16 protein-coding genes, 1 tRNA gene and 1 pseudogene are annotated in these 17,302 nt (G+C 65.0%); 10 read left to right on the top strand and 8 right to left on the bottom strand.

What is annotated here, in order from left to right; all coding sequences use genetic code 11:
• Complete coding sequence (locus AC5P7S_RS07340; protein WP_005415487.1) at nucleotides 1–444, bottom strand: GNAT family N-acetyltransferase; 444 nt, start codon at nucleotides 442–444, stop codon at nucleotides 1–3.
• 349 nt (nucleotides 445–793) lie between these two features.
• Between AC5P7S_RS07340 and AC5P7S_RS07335 the strand changes: the two genes are divergently transcribed.
• From AC5P7S_RS07335 to AC5P7S_RS07310, 6 genes and pseudogenes are all read left to right on the top strand, one after another.
• Complete coding sequence (locus AC5P7S_RS07335; RefSeq protein ID WP_005415488.1) at nucleotides 794–1,168, top strand: DUF3592 domain-containing protein; 375 nt, start codon at nucleotides 794–796, stop codon at nucleotides 1,166–1,168.
• A gap of 289 nt (nucleotides 1,169–1,457) precedes the next feature.
• The gene (locus AC5P7S_RS07330) at nucleotides 1,458–1,754 is read left to right on the top strand and encodes an Arm DNA-binding domain-containing protein (protein WP_095377039.1); all 297 of its coding nucleotides are present in this window, start codon (nucleotides 1,458–1,460) and stop codon (nucleotides 1,752–1,754) included.
• Nucleotides 1,755–1,757: 3 nt separating this feature from the next.
• Nucleotides 1,758–2,015: pseudogene (locus tag AC5P7S_RS07325) on the top strand (phage integrase central domain-containing protein); the annotation flags it as partial.
• Between the two features lie 100 nt (nucleotides 2,016–2,115).
• On the top strand, nucleotides 2,116–2,838 hold the full coding sequence (locus AC5P7S_RS07320) for a DUF927 domain-containing protein (RefSeq protein WP_242441293.1): 723 nt from the start codon (nucleotides 2,116–2,118) through the stop codon (nucleotides 2,836–2,838).
• A gap of 175 nt (nucleotides 2,839–3,013) precedes the next feature.
• Nucleotides 3,014–3,415, top strand: coding sequence for a hypothetical protein (locus tag AC5P7S_RS07315; RefSeq protein ID WP_242441292.1), 402 nt, complete (start codon nucleotides 3,014–3,016; stop codon nucleotides 3,413–3,415).
• 73 nt (nucleotides 3,416–3,488) lie between these two features.
• A complete protein-coding gene (locus tag AC5P7S_RS07310) occupies nucleotides 3,489–4,238 on the top strand; it encodes a hypothetical protein (protein ID WP_005415491.1) in 750 nt (249 codons plus the stop codon).
• Between the two features lie 315 nt (nucleotides 4,239–4,553).
• Here the strand turns inward: AC5P7S_RS07310 and AC5P7S_RS07305 are convergent, their stop codons facing one another.
• From AC5P7S_RS07305 to AC5P7S_RS07295, 3 genes are all read right to left on the bottom strand, one after another.
• Complete coding sequence (locus tag AC5P7S_RS07305) at nucleotides 4,554–7,319, bottom strand: zeta toxin family protein (protein ID WP_095377038.1); 2,766 nt, start codon at nucleotides 7,317–7,319, stop codon at nucleotides 4,554–4,556.
• Nucleotides 7,320–7,628, bottom strand: coding sequence for a hypothetical protein (locus tag AC5P7S_RS07300; RefSeq protein ID WP_005415493.1), 309 nt, complete (start codon nucleotides 7,626–7,628; stop codon nucleotides 7,320–7,322).
• A 1,467-nt stretch (nucleotides 7,629–9,095) separates the two neighbouring features.
• A tRNA-Ser gene (locus AC5P7S_RS07295) sits at nucleotides 9,096–9,188 on the bottom strand.
• Nucleotides 9,189–9,332: 144 nt separating this feature from the next.
• On the opposite strand from AC5P7S_RS07295, the gene dnaX reads away from it, so the two are divergent.
• The 4 genes from dnaX (at nucleotide 9,333) to AC5P7S_RS07275 (ending at nucleotide 12,846) form a co-directional block, all read left to right on the top strand.
• Nucleotides 9,333–11,381, top strand: coding sequence for a DNA polymerase III subunit gamma/tau (gene dnaX, locus AC5P7S_RS07290; protein ID WP_095377037.1), 2,049 nt, complete (start codon nucleotides 9,333–9,335; stop codon nucleotides 11,379–11,381).
• A 6-nt stretch (nucleotides 11,382–11,387) separates the two neighbouring features.
• Nucleotides 11,388–11,708 carry a YbaB/EbfC family nucleoid-associated protein gene (locus AC5P7S_RS07285; RefSeq protein ID WP_010483846.1) on the top strand — a complete coding sequence of 107 codons (321 nt, stop codon included), beginning with the start codon at nucleotides 11,388–11,390 and terminating at the stop codon, nucleotides 11,706–11,708.
• A gap of 111 nt (nucleotides 11,709–11,819) precedes the next feature.
• On the top strand, nucleotides 11,820–12,419 hold the full coding sequence (recR, locus tag AC5P7S_RS07280) for a recombination mediator RecR (RefSeq protein ID WP_095377036.1): 600 nt from the start codon (nucleotides 11,820–11,822) through the stop codon (nucleotides 12,417–12,419).
• A gap of 67 nt (nucleotides 12,420–12,486) precedes the next feature.
• On the top strand, nucleotides 12,487–12,846 hold the full coding sequence (locus tag AC5P7S_RS07275; protein WP_005415497.1) for a histidine triad nucleotide-binding protein: 360 nt from the start codon (nucleotides 12,487–12,489) through the stop codon (nucleotides 12,844–12,846).
• 76 nt (nucleotides 12,847–12,922) lie between these two features.
• Here the strand turns inward: AC5P7S_RS07275 and AC5P7S_RS07270 are convergent, their stop codons facing one another.
• From AC5P7S_RS07270 to AC5P7S_RS07255, 4 genes are read right to left on the bottom strand one after another with little or no spacing between them, the layout of a single operon-like run.
• Nucleotides 12,923–13,450: a Slp family lipoprotein gene (locus tag AC5P7S_RS07270; RefSeq protein ID WP_005415498.1), complete on the bottom strand. Its 528-nt coding sequence runs from the start codon at nucleotides 13,448–13,450 to the stop codon at nucleotides 12,923–12,925.
• Nucleotides 13,447–15,396: a transglutaminase TgpA family protein gene (locus AC5P7S_RS07265; protein WP_095377035.1), complete on the bottom strand. Its 1,950-nt coding sequence runs from the start codon at nucleotides 15,394–15,396 to the stop codon at nucleotides 13,447–13,449. The genes AC5P7S_RS07270 and AC5P7S_RS07265 overlap by 4 nt, the downstream gene beginning before the upstream one ends.
• Nucleotides 15,389–16,312 (bottom strand): DUF58 domain-containing protein, encoded by a 924-nt coding sequence (locus AC5P7S_RS07260; RefSeq protein ID WP_053499582.1) that lies wholly within the window; start codon nucleotides 16,310–16,312, stop codon nucleotides 15,389–15,391. Before AC5P7S_RS07260 ends, AC5P7S_RS07265 begins: the two co-directional genes overlap by 8 nt.
• A 23-nt stretch (nucleotides 16,313–16,335) precedes the next feature.
• Entirely contained in the window at nucleotides 16,336–17,289 is a 954-nt protein-coding gene (locus AC5P7S_RS07255; RefSeq protein ID WP_005415501.1) for an AAA family ATPase, read from the bottom strand.
• Between the last annotated feature and the right edge of the window lie 13 nt (nucleotides 17,290–17,302).

Genomic DNA, 17,302 nt, shown 5'->3' with positions numbered 1-17,302 from the left:
CTAGAGCTCCCGCTCCATTTCAACGGCGTCGATCCCGGCGCCATGCCCATCGGGCACGATGCGCGTCACCTGGAAACCCAGGCCGGCATAGAAGCCCTGGGTGTGCTGGCTGGTGCTGAGCGCGATGCGGTCGATCGACGGATCGCTTTCAGCCTGGTGCAGGCGCGCGAGTGCCAGTTCGCGGCCCAGTCCCTGGCGGTGCAGCGCGCGCTGCACCATGCCCCAGCAGAAGCCGGCGCTGCCGTCGCTACGGCGCGAGAGGCCACCACAGGCGACGACGTTTCCATCGCGCTCGATCACCTGGAATGCACAGTCCGTGGCCTGTTCGCGCAGGAAGCATTCAAAGTCGCTGCGCTCTTCGGGCGCGAAGTAGGTGGGTACGTTGCTGTCGAAAATCGACAGGCAGGCGCTGGCATCGGCGGGGCGGTAGAGGCGGAGATTCATGGGAAATGCCATGGAGTTGCCCGGCTGCATTTCAACCGTCCAGACGTTGGGAGGGGGCGAAAGTTCAAGGGTACATGGAGCGATGCCAATCCCTTTACAGGTAACGTCTCCCCACTCGAATGATCGTGCGGAATGCAGGCGCCTGAACCAGGCGGGTGCGTCGGTGGCGGGCAATGGCGAGGCGCATCCGGTGGCGATGGCGTGCAGTGGGGCGCAGTGGCTTCTGGGCTATGCTTTCCACACGTGGGACTGACCGCGCGGCAGGATCCGCCGGCCCCATTCGTCTTCCCGCCTGCAACGGAGCTGCCCAGCGATGCCCGCCCCTTCTTTTTTCCGGACTGCCCAGCTCATGCGCGGTCTGCTGTTTGGCGTGGTGGGTCTGTTGATCCTTGCTGTGGCCGCCTTCGAGGTGACACATCGTCTTGAGTTCCTGGAGGTCGCGCAGGCCGTTGATGGCCAGGTCGAGCGCCTGAACGCCGGCGGATCGCATCCGCAGGTCGCGTTCACCACCGCGACCGGCCAACGCGTCTCGTATCCGCAGGGCGGCATGATCTTCGGCTATGAGCCTGGGCAGCCGGTACGCGTGCTGTACGACCCGGCGCAACCGCGGCTGGATCCGGTCCTGGACACGTTCGGTGCGCTGTGGGGAATGACGGTCGTGTGGGTGCTGCTGGGGCTGGCGTTCGTCGGCGCCTGCGTGCGGGGACTGCTCCGGCGCAGATGACCTGCGGCGGATCGCGCGCCGTCGGCGGGCGGGCCGTTGGACCGGCCACGACGGCAGGCCCTGTTCAGTCCGGTAGTACCTGCGACGATTCCCGCCAGCCAAACAAAAAAGCCGCCCACTGGGCGGCTTCTTCATTTATCTGGCGGAGAGAGGGGCCAATTTTACGATCCAATCAAGTCCAATGTTGCCCTATCTAATTGATATTGAACATTTTTTCAGTCCTGTGCCGTACTATGAAATCCAGTCCAATCGGACTTCTTTGTATGGGAAATAGTATGGGACATATTTGATGGCTCGCCCTTTAAACCGACTCACCGCACGGGCAGTTCAAACACTCATCACTGCCGGCTATCACGCCGATGGTGGTGGCCTTTACCTGCTGGTCAAGCACTCAGGCACCAAGTCCTGGGTTCTTCGCTATCGGCGACAGGGGCGACTTCGTGAGATGGGTCTTGGGGCCGTCCGCCTTTTTGGCTTGCAGGAGGCACGTGCAGTTGCATTGGAGCAGCAGAAACTCTTGGCCCAAGGAAAGGACCCCATTGATGAGCGACGTTGCACCCGCGTTGTGGGGGCGACGTTTGGATAAGCGGTGGACGCCTACATTCAATCCCATCGAAAGGCCTGGAAGAACCAAGCCCAGGCAGACCAATGGCATCAGTCTCTGCGCGACTACGGCCCGGCCAGGGAGATGGCGGTTTCAGCCGTGACTACGAGCACGGTCATGGCCTGCCTCTCGCCCATCTGGACGACCAAGACAGTGACGGCCACCCGTGTGCGTGGGCGCATCGAACGTGTATTGGATTGGGCCAAGGTGCACGGCATGCGCGATGGTGAAAACCCCGCCCGTTGGCGTGGTCACCTGGAAAGCCTGCTTCCCAAGCCAAGCAAGGTCAGCAAGGCCAAACACCATGCAGCAATGCCCTATGCCGATGTGCCTGCATACATGCGTGTACTTGCAGAGCGCGATGCGCGTGCACGCCGCGCGTTGCGGTTCACCATACCACTATGCAGCGGTCGGCTCGCTGGACGATTGGCGACGCGACGTGGCCCGGCGTTGCCAGGACAACTCGCGTCTGGTGCTGGCGGTGTCAGCGATGTTCGCCGGGCCGCTGCTGCACTTCACCGGCGCTACGGGCGGTGGTTTCCACCTGGTCGGCGGCAGCAGCAGCGGCAAGAGCACCGCGCTGCGCGTGGCGGCGAGCGTGGTCGGTCCCCCGGAATATGCCCGCGAGTGGCGCAGCACGGCCAACGGTCTGGAAGGCGTAGCGGTGTTGCACAACGATGCCACGCTGATTCTGGATGAACTGGCGCAGATCGATCCCAAGCAGGCTGGTGATGCCGCCTACCTGCTGGCCAACGGCAAAGGCAAGAGCCGCGCCAACCGGGCCGGTGAGGCCCGTGCGGCGGCACGCTGGCGGGTGCTGATCCTGTCGGCCGGCGAGGTCGGGTTGGCCCAGCACATGGCCGAGGTGGGCAAGCAGGCCAGTCCGTGCGCCTGGCCGACGTACCGGCTGAGACCGAGGGCGGGCATGGTGTGTTTGAGCGCCTGCACGATGCCGGAGACGGCGCGGCGCTGTCGGCTCTGCTCAAGGACGCCGCAGCACGCACCTACGGCGCACCGTGGCCGCTGTGGATGGGTTACCTCACCCAGCAGGACAGCCCCACGTTGACCGCCCAACTGCGCGAGTCGACCGACCGATTCCTGGCCACCTATGTACCCGACGATGCCTCCGGTGAGGTGCGCCGCGTGGCCGAACGCTTTGCCGTTGTCGCCTTTGCCGGGGAGTTGGCAGCACCTGCCGCCACCGCATCACCGGTTGGGCCAAGGGCGAGGCGACACGGGGCGTGGCCACGTGCTTCCAGGCATGGCTGCAACGTCGGGGCGGTTCCGGCAGTGCCGACACCGATGCGCTGCTTTCCCGCGTGCGTGCGTTCTTCGAGGCCCATGGCGAGAGTCGCTTGGAGCCGCTGCGCTACGCGCAGGAAGCGCCACCAGTGCGCGACCGAGCGGGCTTCCGCCGCTTCGATGAGGTGGGTGTCACCGAATACCTGGTGCTACCTGAAGCACTGAAACGGGAGTTGTGCGCGGGCTTCGATCCTCGCCAGGCCACCCGTGAGCTGATCGCAGCCGGTTGGCTCAAACCCGGCTCCGATGGCAAGGCATCTCAGTCTGTGCGTGTTCCAAGCCTTGGCGCAATGCGTCTGTATGTCTTTGACAGTCGCAAGGTTCATGACGGCGCGCTGTAGGTAGCGCCGCCTTTCCCACACCTCGCTGACACAACGTCGGCGAGTCCCCCAATCGTTTCAACGGAGATTCAACATGAGCAACATCCAGACCAGCAACACCACTACCTCCGAACCGGCTATTCAACCCGTCGACGGGGCCGAGGTTGCGCCGGTATCGGAGAATAGGCGGCGGCTGAACGAGCTGGCCCAACAGTTGGCCAGCGTAGTGCAGCGCAAGCGCGTCCTGGTGGGTAAGGTCGATACGATGCAGCGCGCCAAACAGGCTGCACAGGGTGATGCCGCCGCTGCACGTCAGCAGTGGAGTGCCAAGCTGCGCGATAGCGATGGCACGCTAACCCGCGACATTCAGAAGCTGCGCGCCAACGAGCGGTCGGCGCTCTCGCTGGCTGAGGAATATGAGGCAATGGAGGGTGAGATTGCGGCTGAACTGCCTCGCCTGGAGCTGGAACTGGCCGAGGTTGCGAAAGACTGCCTGAGTGCGAAGAACGCCATTGCAAGTGAAGCTGCCAGCCAGGCCTATGGGCAGTTGCTGGAGCAAGTGGTTGATAGCCTGGCAGTAGCCTTTGCCTTGTTCTCTCTGGCGGAGAATGCGGGCGTGGACAATCGGCAGTCGGCGAGTGCCGAAGAATTGGCCAGCCGGTTCTTTGTCCGCCTCGGCAATGCGGTGCGCTCGCGCATGGACGATGCCACAGTGACCGAGCAGGTTGCGGAGCGCTTGGCATTGCCGCCGATGGATATGAGTGAGGTAGATATGCAGCTGGCGGGCAGTGTTGCCGCACGTATCAGGCGGCGGGTAGAGCTCAATGCAGAGCACACGGCGTAATGGATCCCTACGCTTCAATCAGCCTGAGCGTATTCTTCGCTGACATGCTCTCTCGTTTGCATGCACTGCAAATCGCTCAAAGGTGGCAGTGGGGGCCGCAACCTTCTGCAAGCGATACAGTTGACGGGGCGACAGGGGCATAACGAACCCCCTTGGGATTGAAAGAGGGATGGCCAACCGCCGCTGACGTGATTGATTGGCGGCGGTGTCCATTCCGGCGAGGATGTTATATGGGGAAATGCCCGCGGGCTATACAGGATGCAGTTTGGAACAATGCACTGCCCCCTCATATTCCTCGATGCCAATCAGCCACGACTATCGCCCCATGCTGGCGGCTCTGGCCTGAGTATCCTGCTGATGCTGTTCCTGCAGTTGAGTGACCTGCGATTGCTGTTCCACCTGGCGGCTAGCCACTTCGTATTTCTGCATCGATTCCTCAATCGGGGCTTTCACTGCCTGCTCGGTGGGCATGACCGCACGCAGATGGGCAGGATCGTCCAGCTTTCCCTGGACCACGAACACGTTGTGCGCGGCCGGATGTACTGAGGTAGCATTGCTCAACACCACATGATCCACTCGTGTCAGTCCACTGTTCTTTGCCAATACGAGCAGGCTTGCCGTCATGCGCTCGCTGGTCGCATCGAATTCACGTCCATGCTGTGTGTCCAACTCTGCAACGCCGTCGCGGATCTGCCGATACAGTGGGTCGGCCTGCATTGCAGCCATTGCAGTTGATGGCATTGCCGACTGTAGGGAAGGCGTCGCACTCTCTGCATCGGGCGGGCCTACTGGTTGGTCGAGCGAGGACCGCACGGTCTGTTGCGGGCTATCGTTGCTGATAGGAGAGTCCCGTTCCTGGGCTCGGCGGATGTCCTCAGTCGTGGTCACGGCCGCAATGGTGTAGGTCTTGCCATCGGACGCCAGACGCAGATTGGCAATAGGGCTGGCCATGTTGTAACCGCCATCGGCGTTTCGCTGCACCTGCAGGGCAGTGGTGTCGGGGTCCAGACCTTGAGCGGCCTGTGTGGCCTGGACTGCTGCCGCGCTCGCTGCCAGTTGTTCTGAACCCAGGGCAACCCCGGCGTTAGCGTAGGCGCCCTGCAGCGTGTCGCGCATGCGCTCATCGGCCGTCATCGGCGACGGGCTCTGTGTCGCTTGAGGTGGAGGTAGCGTGGCGGCCACTACGTCGCGGGTGGCATCCAATTCGGCGCGCAGATTGCCGGTGGCAGTGGAATCGTAGATCACTCCTTCGCTGACCCAACGGCTGTCCGCCTGACGCTGATAGCGGTTATCGTCGGAGGCGGTCACCGCATCCAGATCGGTGCGCGCCTGCTGCACAGCTTCGGGTATCGAGCCATAGGATGCCCAGCCATTCTGGGCATACGCTGCTTCGTAGCGCGCCGCAATTGCCGGTCGGCTGTTGGCAGCATTGTGCAGCACGACCTGGGCGGCGGCCTGATCGAGCTCGGCCGCTCGTTCTGGACTGGCCACGTCAATTCGGGTCTCACGCTGGCCAAGTTCATACACGGCAGTGGTCACCTCGCGCTGCCACTGCAGACCATCGGCTGTCCGTGTCCACTGTGCCGGATACCAGCTTTGTGGGTCACTGATATTGGCGGGCTGTGTGAACGGGTCGCGCTGACTGGGCGGGCTGCCCAATACCAATTTCACTGACTCGCTGGTTGCCTGGTAGTTCAGCTGGTTGGCAAGGGCCGGTGGCGCGCGCAGCACGCCACTGGCTGGGTTGTTTACGCCGTCGTTGGTGCTATCCACAGGCGCGGATCGCTGCCAGCCCTGATCGGGATGGTCAGGATTGTAGGTCCAAGTGTTCCCCAGGCTGTCGGCCTGGTTGTAGATTCGGCGGTTGTCCGTCCACTCGGCGATCTTGTCGCCCGCGAACGCGCCCGCTATGCCACCGACGGCCCCTGTGACCAGCAAACCCGGGCCTGACTCGACGCCAGCGACCGCTCCGACCGTCATGCCCAGGCCAGCACCGGCAAAGCCACCAACGCTACGTGCACCGAAGTGGATGAGCCCGGATTCTGCGGCAGTGTCATTGCCTTCACCGCGCAGACGGCTACTGTTGCGCAAAGCCTCACCGGCGTCATAGGCATCCAATGCTAGAGCTGCGATGCCCAGCGCGCTGCCTGCGCGTATACGGGTGGGGCGAACGCGAACCGTGTGATCGATATCGACCATTTCCCGCGCCTGCCGGTCAAGCCCCTCGACCACTTGGGCTTCGCTTCGCTCTGTTAGCAGGTTCTCTCGTGTGGGAGGAGAAACTTTGTCGTTGTGGGGCAGTGTCTGTGGCAAATCACGGTGCCAGGCCTGTTGCTCCTGCCAGCCATCGCGCAGCTGGCGCGTCAGGGCGGGATCTTTCAGTCGGGCTTCGCGCGCCTCTTGCAACGCAGCCCCAGGCAACTTCGGGCTGGTGTGGCTGTCGTACAACTCCTTGCCTTCACGATTGAAGATGCGAATTTGCACATCGGTGCGTTCGTGCACCAGGTCCAGGCTATTGGGCAACTTCTCGTAGATCGCATCGCGAGCACCGACGGGAACGTAGCGGCCGTAGCCATTGCCGTCTAGACCGCCTGCAAAGCGCTGCTCAACCCCGAGCTCGCTCTCAAGCTTCGCAGAAGCAACGGCGCGCACCTCCACCGCGTAGCCCTTCGATTGCAGGTCCTTGATCAGTTCAGACGACCACTCGCCGTTGCTCAACGTGGTGTCGAAGATCAGGTTCTTCTTGCCCGCAACGGTGGCATCCAACAGCTTGTCAGCCCATGCGCTGGCATCAGAGTGGGTGTACGAGGACCACGTGTAGGGATGGTTTTCCCGGAATTTCTCAATATCGGGATGGTATCCGCGCAGTTCATCAGGGTCGATCTTGATGACATCGTACTGAAGCTCAGTCTCGGCCCTTCCCGCCAAACTACCTTTACCTGCTCCGGGTTGTCCCGCGAGGATGATTGCCTTGGGCTTGGATTGTGAAGAAGCTTGAGCGAATCCGCTGCCAGGAACGACTTTCTCTTCGAACACATGGGAATGTGTTGCTGCGTCAAGACTACCAGTTGGCGCGTTCATTTAAACGCCCTTGTTCGATTCGAAGTAGCCCCAAAGATCATTCATCAATCCGAGCCGCATTCCTCCATTGCCAGAGCGGGCTCGGAACATAAGAAGTTCTTTTGCCTTCGCCTGTTCAATTGCCGCCGGATCGCCACTGGCTTCGGCCGCCTGCAGTTCTTTACGGGCTTCGTCGATGAACGCATCGAGCGCAGCCTCTAATGCCCAAATAGCCTGTTCAGACATGGGCGTGCCCTTGAACGGATTTTGGACGACGCGATTCAAGTCAGCTTGCAGCGTCTCGATATGCTCCGGATAGTCTTTGAGCATGTCCCGAAGTTTTTGCGGTACGGGAGGCGGAGAAGCGTGTCGCATGGCAGGTCCTTCGTGGGGAGGGGGCTTCCGTTCAGTGCAAGAGACTACTCGATTGAGGGCCGAGTATAGGCAACAGTGATCAACTGCTGCCGTGAAGCGGGTCACGTAGGTTGACCGGGCTCGATCCGGTCGTGCCGTACCGCTGATTCGGCGTCGTTCCTACGTGTGGAGATGGTCGCTGGAGCATATCGCCACTGCGGCAGCGACGAGCTGGGCTGTGTCAGCGCCAAGCCGTGGGTGGTCCGGCATGAGCAGCGGTTGCGCGAGGCGTGGTCAGCACCCGCTGCTGGCAGGAAGGTGGGCAGGCGAACAGGCTAGCGAAAGATCAGTGCCCGCCACTATTTGGTCAGAATGCCGGCCAACTGCGGTTGCGGGGCTCGCGGCACCGGGTGCTCGGTCGGGGGCATTGCGCCGCCGCCATGGGGAGGGGCTTTGAGCTTGCTGTAACACCGATAACACCTGTGTTACACCGTGGTCGGGATCGGCGAGGGTGGCGTAACTGTTTGATTTAAATTGTATATTAGACTGGTGTAACACCGGCCACACTTGTAACACCGAAAAACATCAATGTCGGAAACTGTTACTGGAATGCGGGTGTCAGTCTGACGACAGAGATGGCTGGAAGGCACTGTGGCACAAGGCATTTCAAGGAAGCTGTTGGCAAATCTGGCAGTGCGATGCTCGCCACACGTTTTCTGTTTCAGACCCTCAATTCATAGCCTTCCTGAAACACTGTCAGTAGTAGAAGTTTTCTTCTTGGACACTGTTGGACGCCTTGTTTTCGCTTCTTCCTGGTTCTGCGAATTTGGCTCCCACTCGGTGGCTGATGCCCCTGCCAGATACCCCTTTGGTGCGGGGTTTCGCAGGTAGTTGGATGCCCCCTCAATGTCTTCCATAGCCTTGCTGGGCCTACTCCTGGCCTTTGTGCAGGTGGTGCAGGAAAGGCACCCTATGAAGTGTGCAGGCGTGGCGGGGAGACGAGTGCGCACGCCGGGGTACGCACCGCGCTTGACCGCCTGCGCCCTCCCATCTGCTCAACTGCCTCTCAACCGCTTCTACGGGCCGCTGACGCGCAGCGCGCAGCAGCTCTTGGTGTTGGTCGCTTGCCTGGGCGCTCATGCTGCTACGCGCGCTCAGGACCTTGCGCATGCGGCACCTCATTTCGTTACGGCTGTAAGAGGCGGTGGCGAGGGAGCGGCGTGCTTCGCGATGCACGCAGGTCGGTCATCTGAAACTGCTTGCGTGCACTCTCGCTTCTCCAAGTGCAGCGCTCTTGCTGACTATCTGGATTGCCGTCCCAACGTGCAGGGCGCGCTGCTGATAGGCCAGGAATCAACGGATTGACGAAGTATGGGTCGGGGTATGGGGCCACATACGAACCCAAGAAAAAAGCCCCTGAAATCAGGGGCTTAGTTCGCAACTTGGCGGAGAGAGGGGGATTCGAACCCCCGAAGCGCGGTTTAGACGCTTACACACTTTCCAGGCGTGCTCCTTCAACCACTCGGACACCTCTCCGGATCCCTGCCATCGGCAAACGCCTCAGCAGGGGCGCAGATTCTAGCGGGCGGCGCGGCCGGACACAAGCACCTCTGATCAGAGGCGCATCCACGGGCATTGTTGGCGAGGGGGCTGGACAGGCATGGCACAATGGAACATCCGATGGAAAACGGTGGCCTGATGTCCTATCTCGTCCTTGCCCGCAAGTGGCGTCCGAAGCGTTTTGCCGAGCTGGTGGGCCAGGAGCATGTGGTCCGTGCGCTCAGCAATGCGCTGGACAGCGGCCGGGTCCACCACGCGTTCCTGTTCACCGGTACCCGTGGCGTGGGCAAGACCACCATCGCGCGCATCTTCGCCAAGTCGCTGAACTGCGAGCAGGGCACCAGCGCCGATCCGTGCGGCCAGTGTGCCGCCTGCCTGGACATCGACGCCGGTCGCTACATCGACCTGCTGGAAATCGACGCCGCGTCCAACACCGGCGTGGACGACGTGCGCGAGGTGATCGAGAACGCGCAGTACATGCCCTCGCGCGGCAAGTACAAGGTCTACCTGATCGACGAAGTGCACATGTTGTCCAAGGCGGCGTTCAACGCACTGCTGAAGACGCTGGAAGAGCCGCCGGAGCACGTGAAGTTCCTGCTGGCCACCACCGACCCGCAGAAGCTGCCGGTCACCGTGCTCAGCCGCTGCCTGCAGTTCAATCTCAAGCGCCTGGACGAAGACCAGATCCAGGGCCAGATGACCCGCATCCTGGCGGCGGAAGAGATCGAGGCCGACGGCAGCGCCATCGTGCAGCTGGCCAAGGCCGCCGATGGCAGCCTGCGTGACGGCCTGTCACTGCTGGACCAGGCGATCGCCTATGCCGGCGGCGCGCTGCGCGAGGACGTGGTGCGCACCATGCTGGGTACCGTGGACCGGACCCAGGTGGCAGCGATGCTGGATGCGCTGGCCGAGGGTGATGGCCCGCGCCTGCTGCAGGTGGTGGCCGCGCTGGCCGAATTCTCGCCGGACTGGAGTGGCGTGCTGGAAGCGCTCGCCGAAGGCCTGCACCGCATCCAGGTGCAGCAGCTGGTGCCGGGTGCCGCCGTCGCGGAAGGCCTGGATGTCGCATCATTCGCCGAGCGCCTGCGCCCGGAAGTGGTGCAGCTCTGGTACCAGATGGCCCTGAATGGCCGACGCGACCTGCCGTTGGCGCCGAGCCCGCGCGCCGGCTTTGAAATGGCCGTGCTGCGCATGCTGGCGTTCCGCCCGGCCGCAGCGGTACCGCCGGTGCCGAAGGCCGTCGACGGTGCGGTGGGTTGCACGCCGGGTGGCAACGCTGCCGGTGGTGGCGCCCATGCCGGAAGCCATGAAGCGACGCCGGCTGCTGCCGTCGCTTCGGCCAGCCCGGCCGTGGCGGCGCAGGTGGCCGCTCCGGCGGCTGCACCGCGCGAACCTGAACCCGAACCCGAGCCGGCCCCGCAACCGGAGCCGGATCCGACGCCTGAACCCGAGCCGGTTCCGGTGGAAGAGCCCGTGTCACCGCCGCCGGTGAAGGCCGAGGCGCTGGCGCCTGCCATCGCTGCAGAGGCAAGCGATGACCTGCCGCCGTGGGCCACCGACGAAGCCGAGGCGCGGGATGGGGCTCTGGCGGCCGAGATGGCCGGCCCGGATGCCGCCATGGTCGCGCCCTGGCATGAACCGCCGGCTCCCGCCGCGGATCCAGGCGAGCCTGCGCCGCCGGAGCGTTCGTTCCGCGCCGAAGGTATTGCCATTGCGCCGGCCGAACCGGCCCCGGCGCATGCCGCCACGCCGCAGGAAGGTGTCAGCGAGCTGGCCACTGCCGAAGACTGGCTGGATCTGGTCGCCAACAGCGGCCTCAGCGGCCCGTCGCGCCAGCTGGCCGCCAATGCCGCCTTCATCAGCTGCCAGCACGGGACCTTGAAACTGGGCCTTTCGCCCGGATTTGAATACCTGCGCTCGGAGCGCGCGCTGGCCGCCCTGGGCGAGATGCTGGAAAAGGCCCTGGGCCAGGCGCCGAAGATCGTGGTCGAGACCGTGGAAACCGAACACGTTCCGGCCGAGACCCTGCATCAGCGTGCCGACCGCCAGCGTGGCGAGCGGCAGCAGGTGGCAGAGGCCGTTTTCATGGATGACCCGGAAGTGCAGGTGCTGATCCAACAGCACGGTGCCCGGGTTGTTTCCGATTCCATCCGTACTTTTGACGAGTAAGACACTATGCGCGGCAATATCGCCCAACTGATGCAGCAAGCCCAGAAGATGCAGGAAAACCTGCAGAAGGCCCAGGAAGAAATCGCCAGGATCGAAGTGACCGGCAGTGCCGGTGGTGGCATGGTCAGCGTGACCCTGACCGGCGCCAAGGAATGCCGCAAGGTGCGCATCGACCCGTCGCTGGCCAGTGACCCGGAGATGCTGGAAGACCTGATCGCCGCCGCCTTCAACGATGCCTCGAACAAGATCGATGCCGAGTCGAAGTCGAAGATGGGTTCGGCCACCGCCGGCATGCAGCTGCCGCCGGGCATGAAGCTGCCGTTCTGATTTCTGGCGGGGCGCCTGTCGCTGCAGGCGCCCGCTGCAACCCTTGGTCGAGCATGGCTCGACTCTCCACGTAGCTGTCGAGCTTGCTCGACGCCATGAAAGCACGCCGCCGTGTCCGCACCCCTGCTTGAACAATTGATCGACGCACTGCGGGTGCTGCCTGGCGTAGGCCAGAAGACGGCGCAGCGCATGGCCTACCACCTGCTCGAGCGCGAGCGCGAAGGCGGCCAGCGCCTGGCCGAAACGCTGGCCTTGGCGGTGGAGCGTATCGGCCACTGCGCACAGTGCCGCGACTTCAGCGAAACCGAGCTGTGCCCGACCTGTGCCAACAGCAGCCGCGAGCGCAGCCAGCTGTGCGTGGTCGAATCGCCGGCCGATCGTCTCGCGATCGAGAACGCGACGGGTTTTCGCGGTGTCTACTTCGTGCTGCAGGGCCGGCTGTCGCCGCTCGATGGCGTCGGCCCGCGCGAGCTGGGCCTGGAGCAGCTGGAGCAGCGGCTGGCCGAAGGTGAGGTACAGGAGCTGATCATCGCCACCAGTGCCACCGTCGAAGGCGAAGCCACCGCGCATTACCTTGCGCAGCTGGCGCGCGCGCGCAAGGTGCAGCCCAGCCGGCTGGCACAGGGCCTGCCGCTTGGCGGCGAGCTTGAATACGTTGACCGCGGCACGCTGTCGCACGCGTTCGGGACGCGCAGCGAATTCCTTGATTGAGCACCACCCGGGCATCGCCCGGCGCGGCCGGCCTACAATGCGGAAGACACTCCCGCCGAGGCCGACCATGAGCAACGAAACCCTCTTCAGCAAGATCATCCGTCGCGAGATCCCGGCCACCATCGTCTATGAGGACGACGAGGTGCTGGGCTTCAAGGACATCGCACCGCAGGCGCCGGTGCACGTACTGTTCATTCCGAAGAACGAGATCATCCCGACCCTGGACGACCTGCAGCCGTCGCAGGCGCACCTGGTCGGCAAGCTGGCCCTGGCCGCTGCCGAATACGCGCGCCGCGAGGGTTTCGCGCAGGACGGCTACCGCATCGTGATGAACTGCCGCGAGCACGCCGGGCAGACCGTGTTCCACATCCACATGCACCTGCTGGCCGGCGCGCCGCTGGGGCATTTCGGTACGCCGGGGCGTTGAAGCCCTGTCCACGCATGCGTGGATGAAAAAGGCCGCCCGAAGGCGGCCTTTTCCGATCATGCGGGCTGGGTGGCGATCACCACCAGCCCCAACGGCCGTAGCCACCCCAGTACGGGCCCCACGGACCCGGGCCCCACGGGCCATAGGGGTAGGGCACCACATCGACCTGGCGCTGTTCCGGCCACAGGTAGATCACATCGGCCGACAGCTTCGGCAGGCGGTAGTCGTAGTCCCCGATGCGGGTGTTCTGGTAGCCGTCGATCTTGCCGATGAAGGTCACGTCACGCCCGGCTTCAAACACGGCCGGGTCGTAGAAACCGGCGCGGCAGGCAATGAAGCGGCCGTCGCTGGCGTCGGACGAGGTGGTGTTCGGGCGGCCACTGGCGTTGAGCGGGCGCGAGATCATCTGGAAGCAGGTCTCGCCCTGGCCGGGCTTGGTCTCGATGATGCGGCCGCCCCATCGGACCGGCGTACCGACCTGCTGGGTGGCGACCGAGTCGCGCGGGGAAACCAGGCTGAACTGTCCCTGCAGCGGCTTGGGGGCCGTGGCGCAGGCCGACAGGGCCAGCGTGGCCACAGCGGTGAGGAGGAACTTGGTGTTCATGGGGAGGCTCCGGAAGTCGGGCGATGCCTGCGCAGGTCCCGCAATAATGAAGCGAGGTCGGTGCAAGTTCCAGCGTAGCGCGCGTCGGCGAAACGCTGGCTGAGCGCGAGCAGGGTCGGGTCGGGTCGCTGCCGGTGAACCCGCTGTGCCCAGTCCTGTGCGGTTTCGTGCGGTTCGCGGGCCAGGCCAAGGCGCGCATACCGCCGCCCGAGCCGGTGCCAGGCGCGCAGCAGCGGGTCGCGCTCGCGCTCGCCGCGGGCCAGCAGCCAGGCCATCCACGCCAGTGCCAGCAGGGCGGCGACCACGAATCCGGTCACCAGCTGCGCCGGCCCGAGGTCATCCAGCCCGAACGGCTTGAGCAGTTGCTGCTGGCGGCGTGCATCGAAGGACAGCACCAGGTCGTTCCAGCCGCGCCGCAGCCAGTCACCCATCTGCCCCAGCTGCAGCCAGCGCTGTTGCAGCGGGGTATCGGTGCCGGCCCGCAGGCGGTCGTCCAGGGTGTCCAGGATGCGTTCCGGTGCCACGGCCGCGGTCGGGTCGACCCGCACCCAGCCGCGTTGCGGCAGCCAGACTTCGGCCCAGGCGTGGGCATCCATGCGACGCACCACCCAGTAGTCGCCGATGCGGTTGCGGGTACCGCCTGCGAAGCCGGTCACCACCCGGGCCGGAATGCCGGCGTTGCGCATCAGCACTACGAAGGCCGAGCTGAAGTGCTGGCAGAAGCCGGCCTTGTAGTTGAACAGGAAATCGTCGACCGGATCGCGCCCCGCCACCGGTGTATCCAGCGTGTAGGAGAAGTCGCGGGTGATCCATTGCAGCGCACGGCGGACGATGGCCTCGTCATCGCTGCCGGCCTCCTGCCGCCATTGCCGCGCGAGCTGGGCGGTGCGCGGATTGAAGCCCGGCGGAAGCTGCAGCGCCGCGCGGCGCAGGTAGGGCGACAGATCGGTGTCGAACCGTTGCGGCGGCGCCGAATGCAACCGCCAGCGGCTGAGCGCGGACAGCGTGCGGTCGCTGCGCAGGCTCATGTCGGCATCGAAGCTGCTGCCCTCCGGTGCGCGGCTGGGCAGGTCCAGTGCCACCAGCAGGCGACGGTCGGTGGGCTCGTAGTCGATCTGGTAGTCCCAACCCTGTGCGGCGGTTTCGACCACCGGTGCGGGGCGTCCGGCCGTCGCGCGATCGCGGCTCCAGCGGTGGCCGTCGAACGACGTCAGCACCGGGCCGCGCCAATAGCGCTGCGCAGGCTCGGGCACCGCGCCGAAAAACTGCACGCGCAACGCCGGGGTGTCGTCGGCCATCAGGTCCAGCCACTGGTCCGGCGCCATGCTGTCAGCCAGGCCCGGTGTGCCCACCGCTCGCTCGGGTACGCCCCACAGCGGCGTGGACAAGCGCGGGAACAGCCAGAAGCAGGCCAGCGCGAGTGGCAGGCCGATCCCCAGCAGGCGGCCGACACCACGCAGTTGTCCGCGCAGCGGCAGTCGAGGGCTGTGGCCCTCGTCCAGGGCCAGGCGTTGCAGGGCCAGCAGTGCGGCAACTGCGGCCAGCGCTGCCAGCCCGGTGGTCAACGGCCCCTGGTCGAGCAGGAAGGCGGCGAACGGCGAGAACAACGCGAAGCCCAGCAGGCTGCGCGCATCGCGCAGGTTGCGCAGTTCGCTGGACTTGATCGCCAGCATCGCCGCCAGCAATGCGCAGCCGGTATCGCGGCCCGGCCGCACCATGCCCATCTGCCAGACGATGGTGGCAAGCATGGCCAGCACCAGCACCAGGCGAACCGGCATCGGCAGCACCCGCCGCCACGAAAGCGCAGCGGTCAGCACCGCAGTGATCGCGATCACGCTGGCCAGCACCGGTGGCAGCTGCAGCAGCAGTGGCAGCAGCGCCAGCGCTGCGCTGGCCAGGGTCCAGCTGCGGGCGTTGCGGTCGAGCAGGACGGCAGGCTCAGTCATGGGGCATCAATGCCAGTGCGCGCAGGCACAGGTGGTGGTGGCTGGCGCCCTGGCCGGGCCCCAACGGCGGATGGGCCGGAAGCAGCAGCGTATAGCGACGGCCTTCGCGCTCGGCCATGTCGACCCAGCGTGCCAGTCGCGCGATGCGCGCTTCATGGCCCAGCGCCGCCAGCGTGCGCCAGTCCAGCACCACTTCGATGCCGATCGGCTTCTCGTATTCGCGTACCAGCAGGCTGTCGCGGCGCGCCGAGTGTTTCCAGGCAATGCTGCGCGGGGCATCGCCGGCACGATAGGGGCGCAACTGGTGCAGCTCATCGCCACTGGCATGGGCGCGGGTGTGCAGTGGGTCGTTGCCACGTTCCGGAAGCGGCGGTGCCAGTGCCTCGGCCAGCGGGTAGACCAGCAGCGGCTGCTCCGGCCACACCCACGACCATGCCCGCACCAGTCCCAGCGGCTGCGTGCTCGACAGGCGGATGCGGGGCAGTTCCAGCCAGCCGCGGCGCTCGCTGGGAACATCCAGCTCCACTTCGCCGCGACCGTGTGCAGGCAGTGCAACCCAGGCCTCGCTTGCGCCCAGCTGCAGGTGCAGCCCGTGGCGCGCGCGCGGGTCGCGCAACGAAAGGTCCACGCGCAGGCGCAGGGGATGCCCGGCCGGTACTGGTTCGGCGGAGATTGCATCGATCTGTATGCCGGACAGTTGCAGGTGCGCGGCGATGGCGCTGGCGATCGCTGCCGCGGCCAGCAGCAGCGCCAGCAGCAGGGCCGGGTTGTTGTTGTAGTTCAATGCGCCCAGCAGCATCGCCGACAGCAGGGTGGCGACGAACAGGCCGAAGCGGGTTGGTAGCACGTAGATGCGATGGCGGTCCAGTCGCTGCGGCAGGGCTTCGGGCCTGCGGGGGCGTGCCAGCAGCTGCATGCGTGCCCAGCGTGTGGCCACCTTCAGTCCACCGCGACGGTCTGCAGGATCGCCCGCGCCAGCGCCGGCCCGGAGCTGGATTCGGCTTCGGCCACCAGGCGATGGCCGGCCACCGCCACGAACAGGGTCTGCACGTCTTCGGGCACCACATGCCCGCGGCCGAGCAGCAGCGCATGTGCCCTGGCGGCACGCAGCAGGGCCAGTCCCGCGCGCGGTGACAGGCCTACGCGCACGCCGGCATGGTGTCGGCTGCGGGTCAGCAGCGCCTGCACATAGTCGATCAGCGCGTCGCTGGCATGCACCTGGTCAACCGCTTCACGCAATGCACGCACCTGGGTGTCGTCCAGCTTTGGCAGCGCGCGTGCGATCAGGTCGCGGCGATCAGTGCCGCGCAGCAGCTCGCGCTCGGCCTGCGCGCTGGGGTAGCCCATCGCCAGGCGCAGCAGGAAACGATCCAGCTGCGAATCCGGCAACGGGAAGGTACCGGACAGGTCGACCGGGTTCTGCGTGGCGATCACGAAGAACGGGTCGGGCAGTGGATGTGTCTGTCCATCCAGTGTGACCTGTTGCTCGGCCATCGCTTCCAGCAGCGCACTCTGTGTCCGCGGCGGTGCACGATTGATCTCATCGGCCAGCAGCACGTGGGTGAACACCGGGCCGGGATGGAACTGGAACTGGCGGCTGCCGGCCTCGTACACCGAAACGCCAAGTACATCGGCCGGCAGCAGGTCAGAGGTGAACTGCACGCGCTGGAAGCTGAGGCCGAGGCTGCTGGCCAATGCATGCGCCAACGTGGTCTTGCCCAGCCCAGGCAGATCCTCGATGAGCAGGTGGCCGCCAGAAAGCAGGGCGACAAAGGCCAGCCTGACTTCCGGCACCTTGCCCAGCACCAGTGCGTTCACCTGATCCTGTGCCTCCCGCAGGGCCTGGCGCAGTTGATCGGTTAGCATGCTGGGATTGGGGGACGAGGCTGGCATGATCGTCTCAGGT

The organism is Stenotrophomonas sp. YJH_SMC_32 (assembly GCF_059369975.1).
Note: the sequence above shows the minus strand (reverse complement) of the source record. Positions and strands in the feature narration are given on the sequence as shown.

Excerpts from the sequence above, each read along its gene's own strand:
- AC5P7S_RS07340 (WP_005415487.1), bottom strand. The coding sequence starts at position 444 with ATGAATCTCCGCCTCTACCGCCCCGCCGATGCCAGCGCCTGCCTGTCG.
- AC5P7S_RS07335 (WP_005415488.1), top strand. The coding sequence starts at position 794 with ATGCGCGGTCTGCTGTTTGGCGTGGTGGGTCTGTTGATCCTTGCTGTG.
- AC5P7S_RS07330 (WP_095377039.1), top strand. The coding sequence starts at position 1,458 with ATGGCTCGCCCTTTAAACCGACTCACCGCACGGGCAGTTCAAACACTC.
- AC5P7S_RS07310 (WP_005415491.1), top strand. The coding sequence starts at position 3,489 with ATGAGCAACATCCAGACCAGCAACACCACTACCTCCGAACCGGCTATT.
- AC5P7S_RS07305 (WP_095377038.1), bottom strand. The coding sequence starts at position 7,319 with ATGAACGCGCCAACTGGTAGTCTTGACGCAGCAACACATTCCCATGTG.
- AC5P7S_RS07300 (WP_005415493.1), bottom strand. The coding sequence starts at position 7,628 with ATGCTCAAAGACTATCCGGAGCATATCGAGACGCTGCAAGCTGACTTG.
- dnaX (WP_095377037.1), top strand. The coding sequence starts at position 9,333 with ATGGAAAACGGTGGCCTGATGTCCTATCTCGTCCTTGCCCGCAAGTGG.
- AC5P7S_RS07285 (WP_010483846.1), top strand. The coding sequence starts at position 11,388 with ATGCGCGGCAATATCGCCCAACTGATGCAGCAAGCCCAGAAGATGCAG.
- AC5P7S_RS07275 (WP_005415497.1), top strand. The coding sequence starts at position 12,487 with ATGAGCAACGAAACCCTCTTCAGCAAGATCATCCGTCGCGAGATCCCG.
- AC5P7S_RS07270 (WP_005415498.1), bottom strand. The coding sequence starts at position 13,450 with ATGAACACCAAGTTCCTCCTCACCGCTGTGGCCACGCTGGCCCTGTCG.
- AC5P7S_RS07265 (WP_095377035.1), bottom strand. The coding sequence starts at position 15,396 with ATGACTGAGCCTGCCGTCCTGCTCGACCGCAACGCCCGCAGCTGGACC.
- AC5P7S_RS07260 (WP_053499582.1), bottom strand. The coding sequence starts at position 16,312 with ATGCAGCTGCTGGCACGCCCCCGCAGGCCCGAAGCCCTGCCGCAGCGA.
- AC5P7S_RS07255 (WP_005415501.1), bottom strand. The coding sequence starts at position 17,289 with ATGCCAGCCTCGTCCCCCAATCCCAGCATGCTAACCGATCAACTGCGC.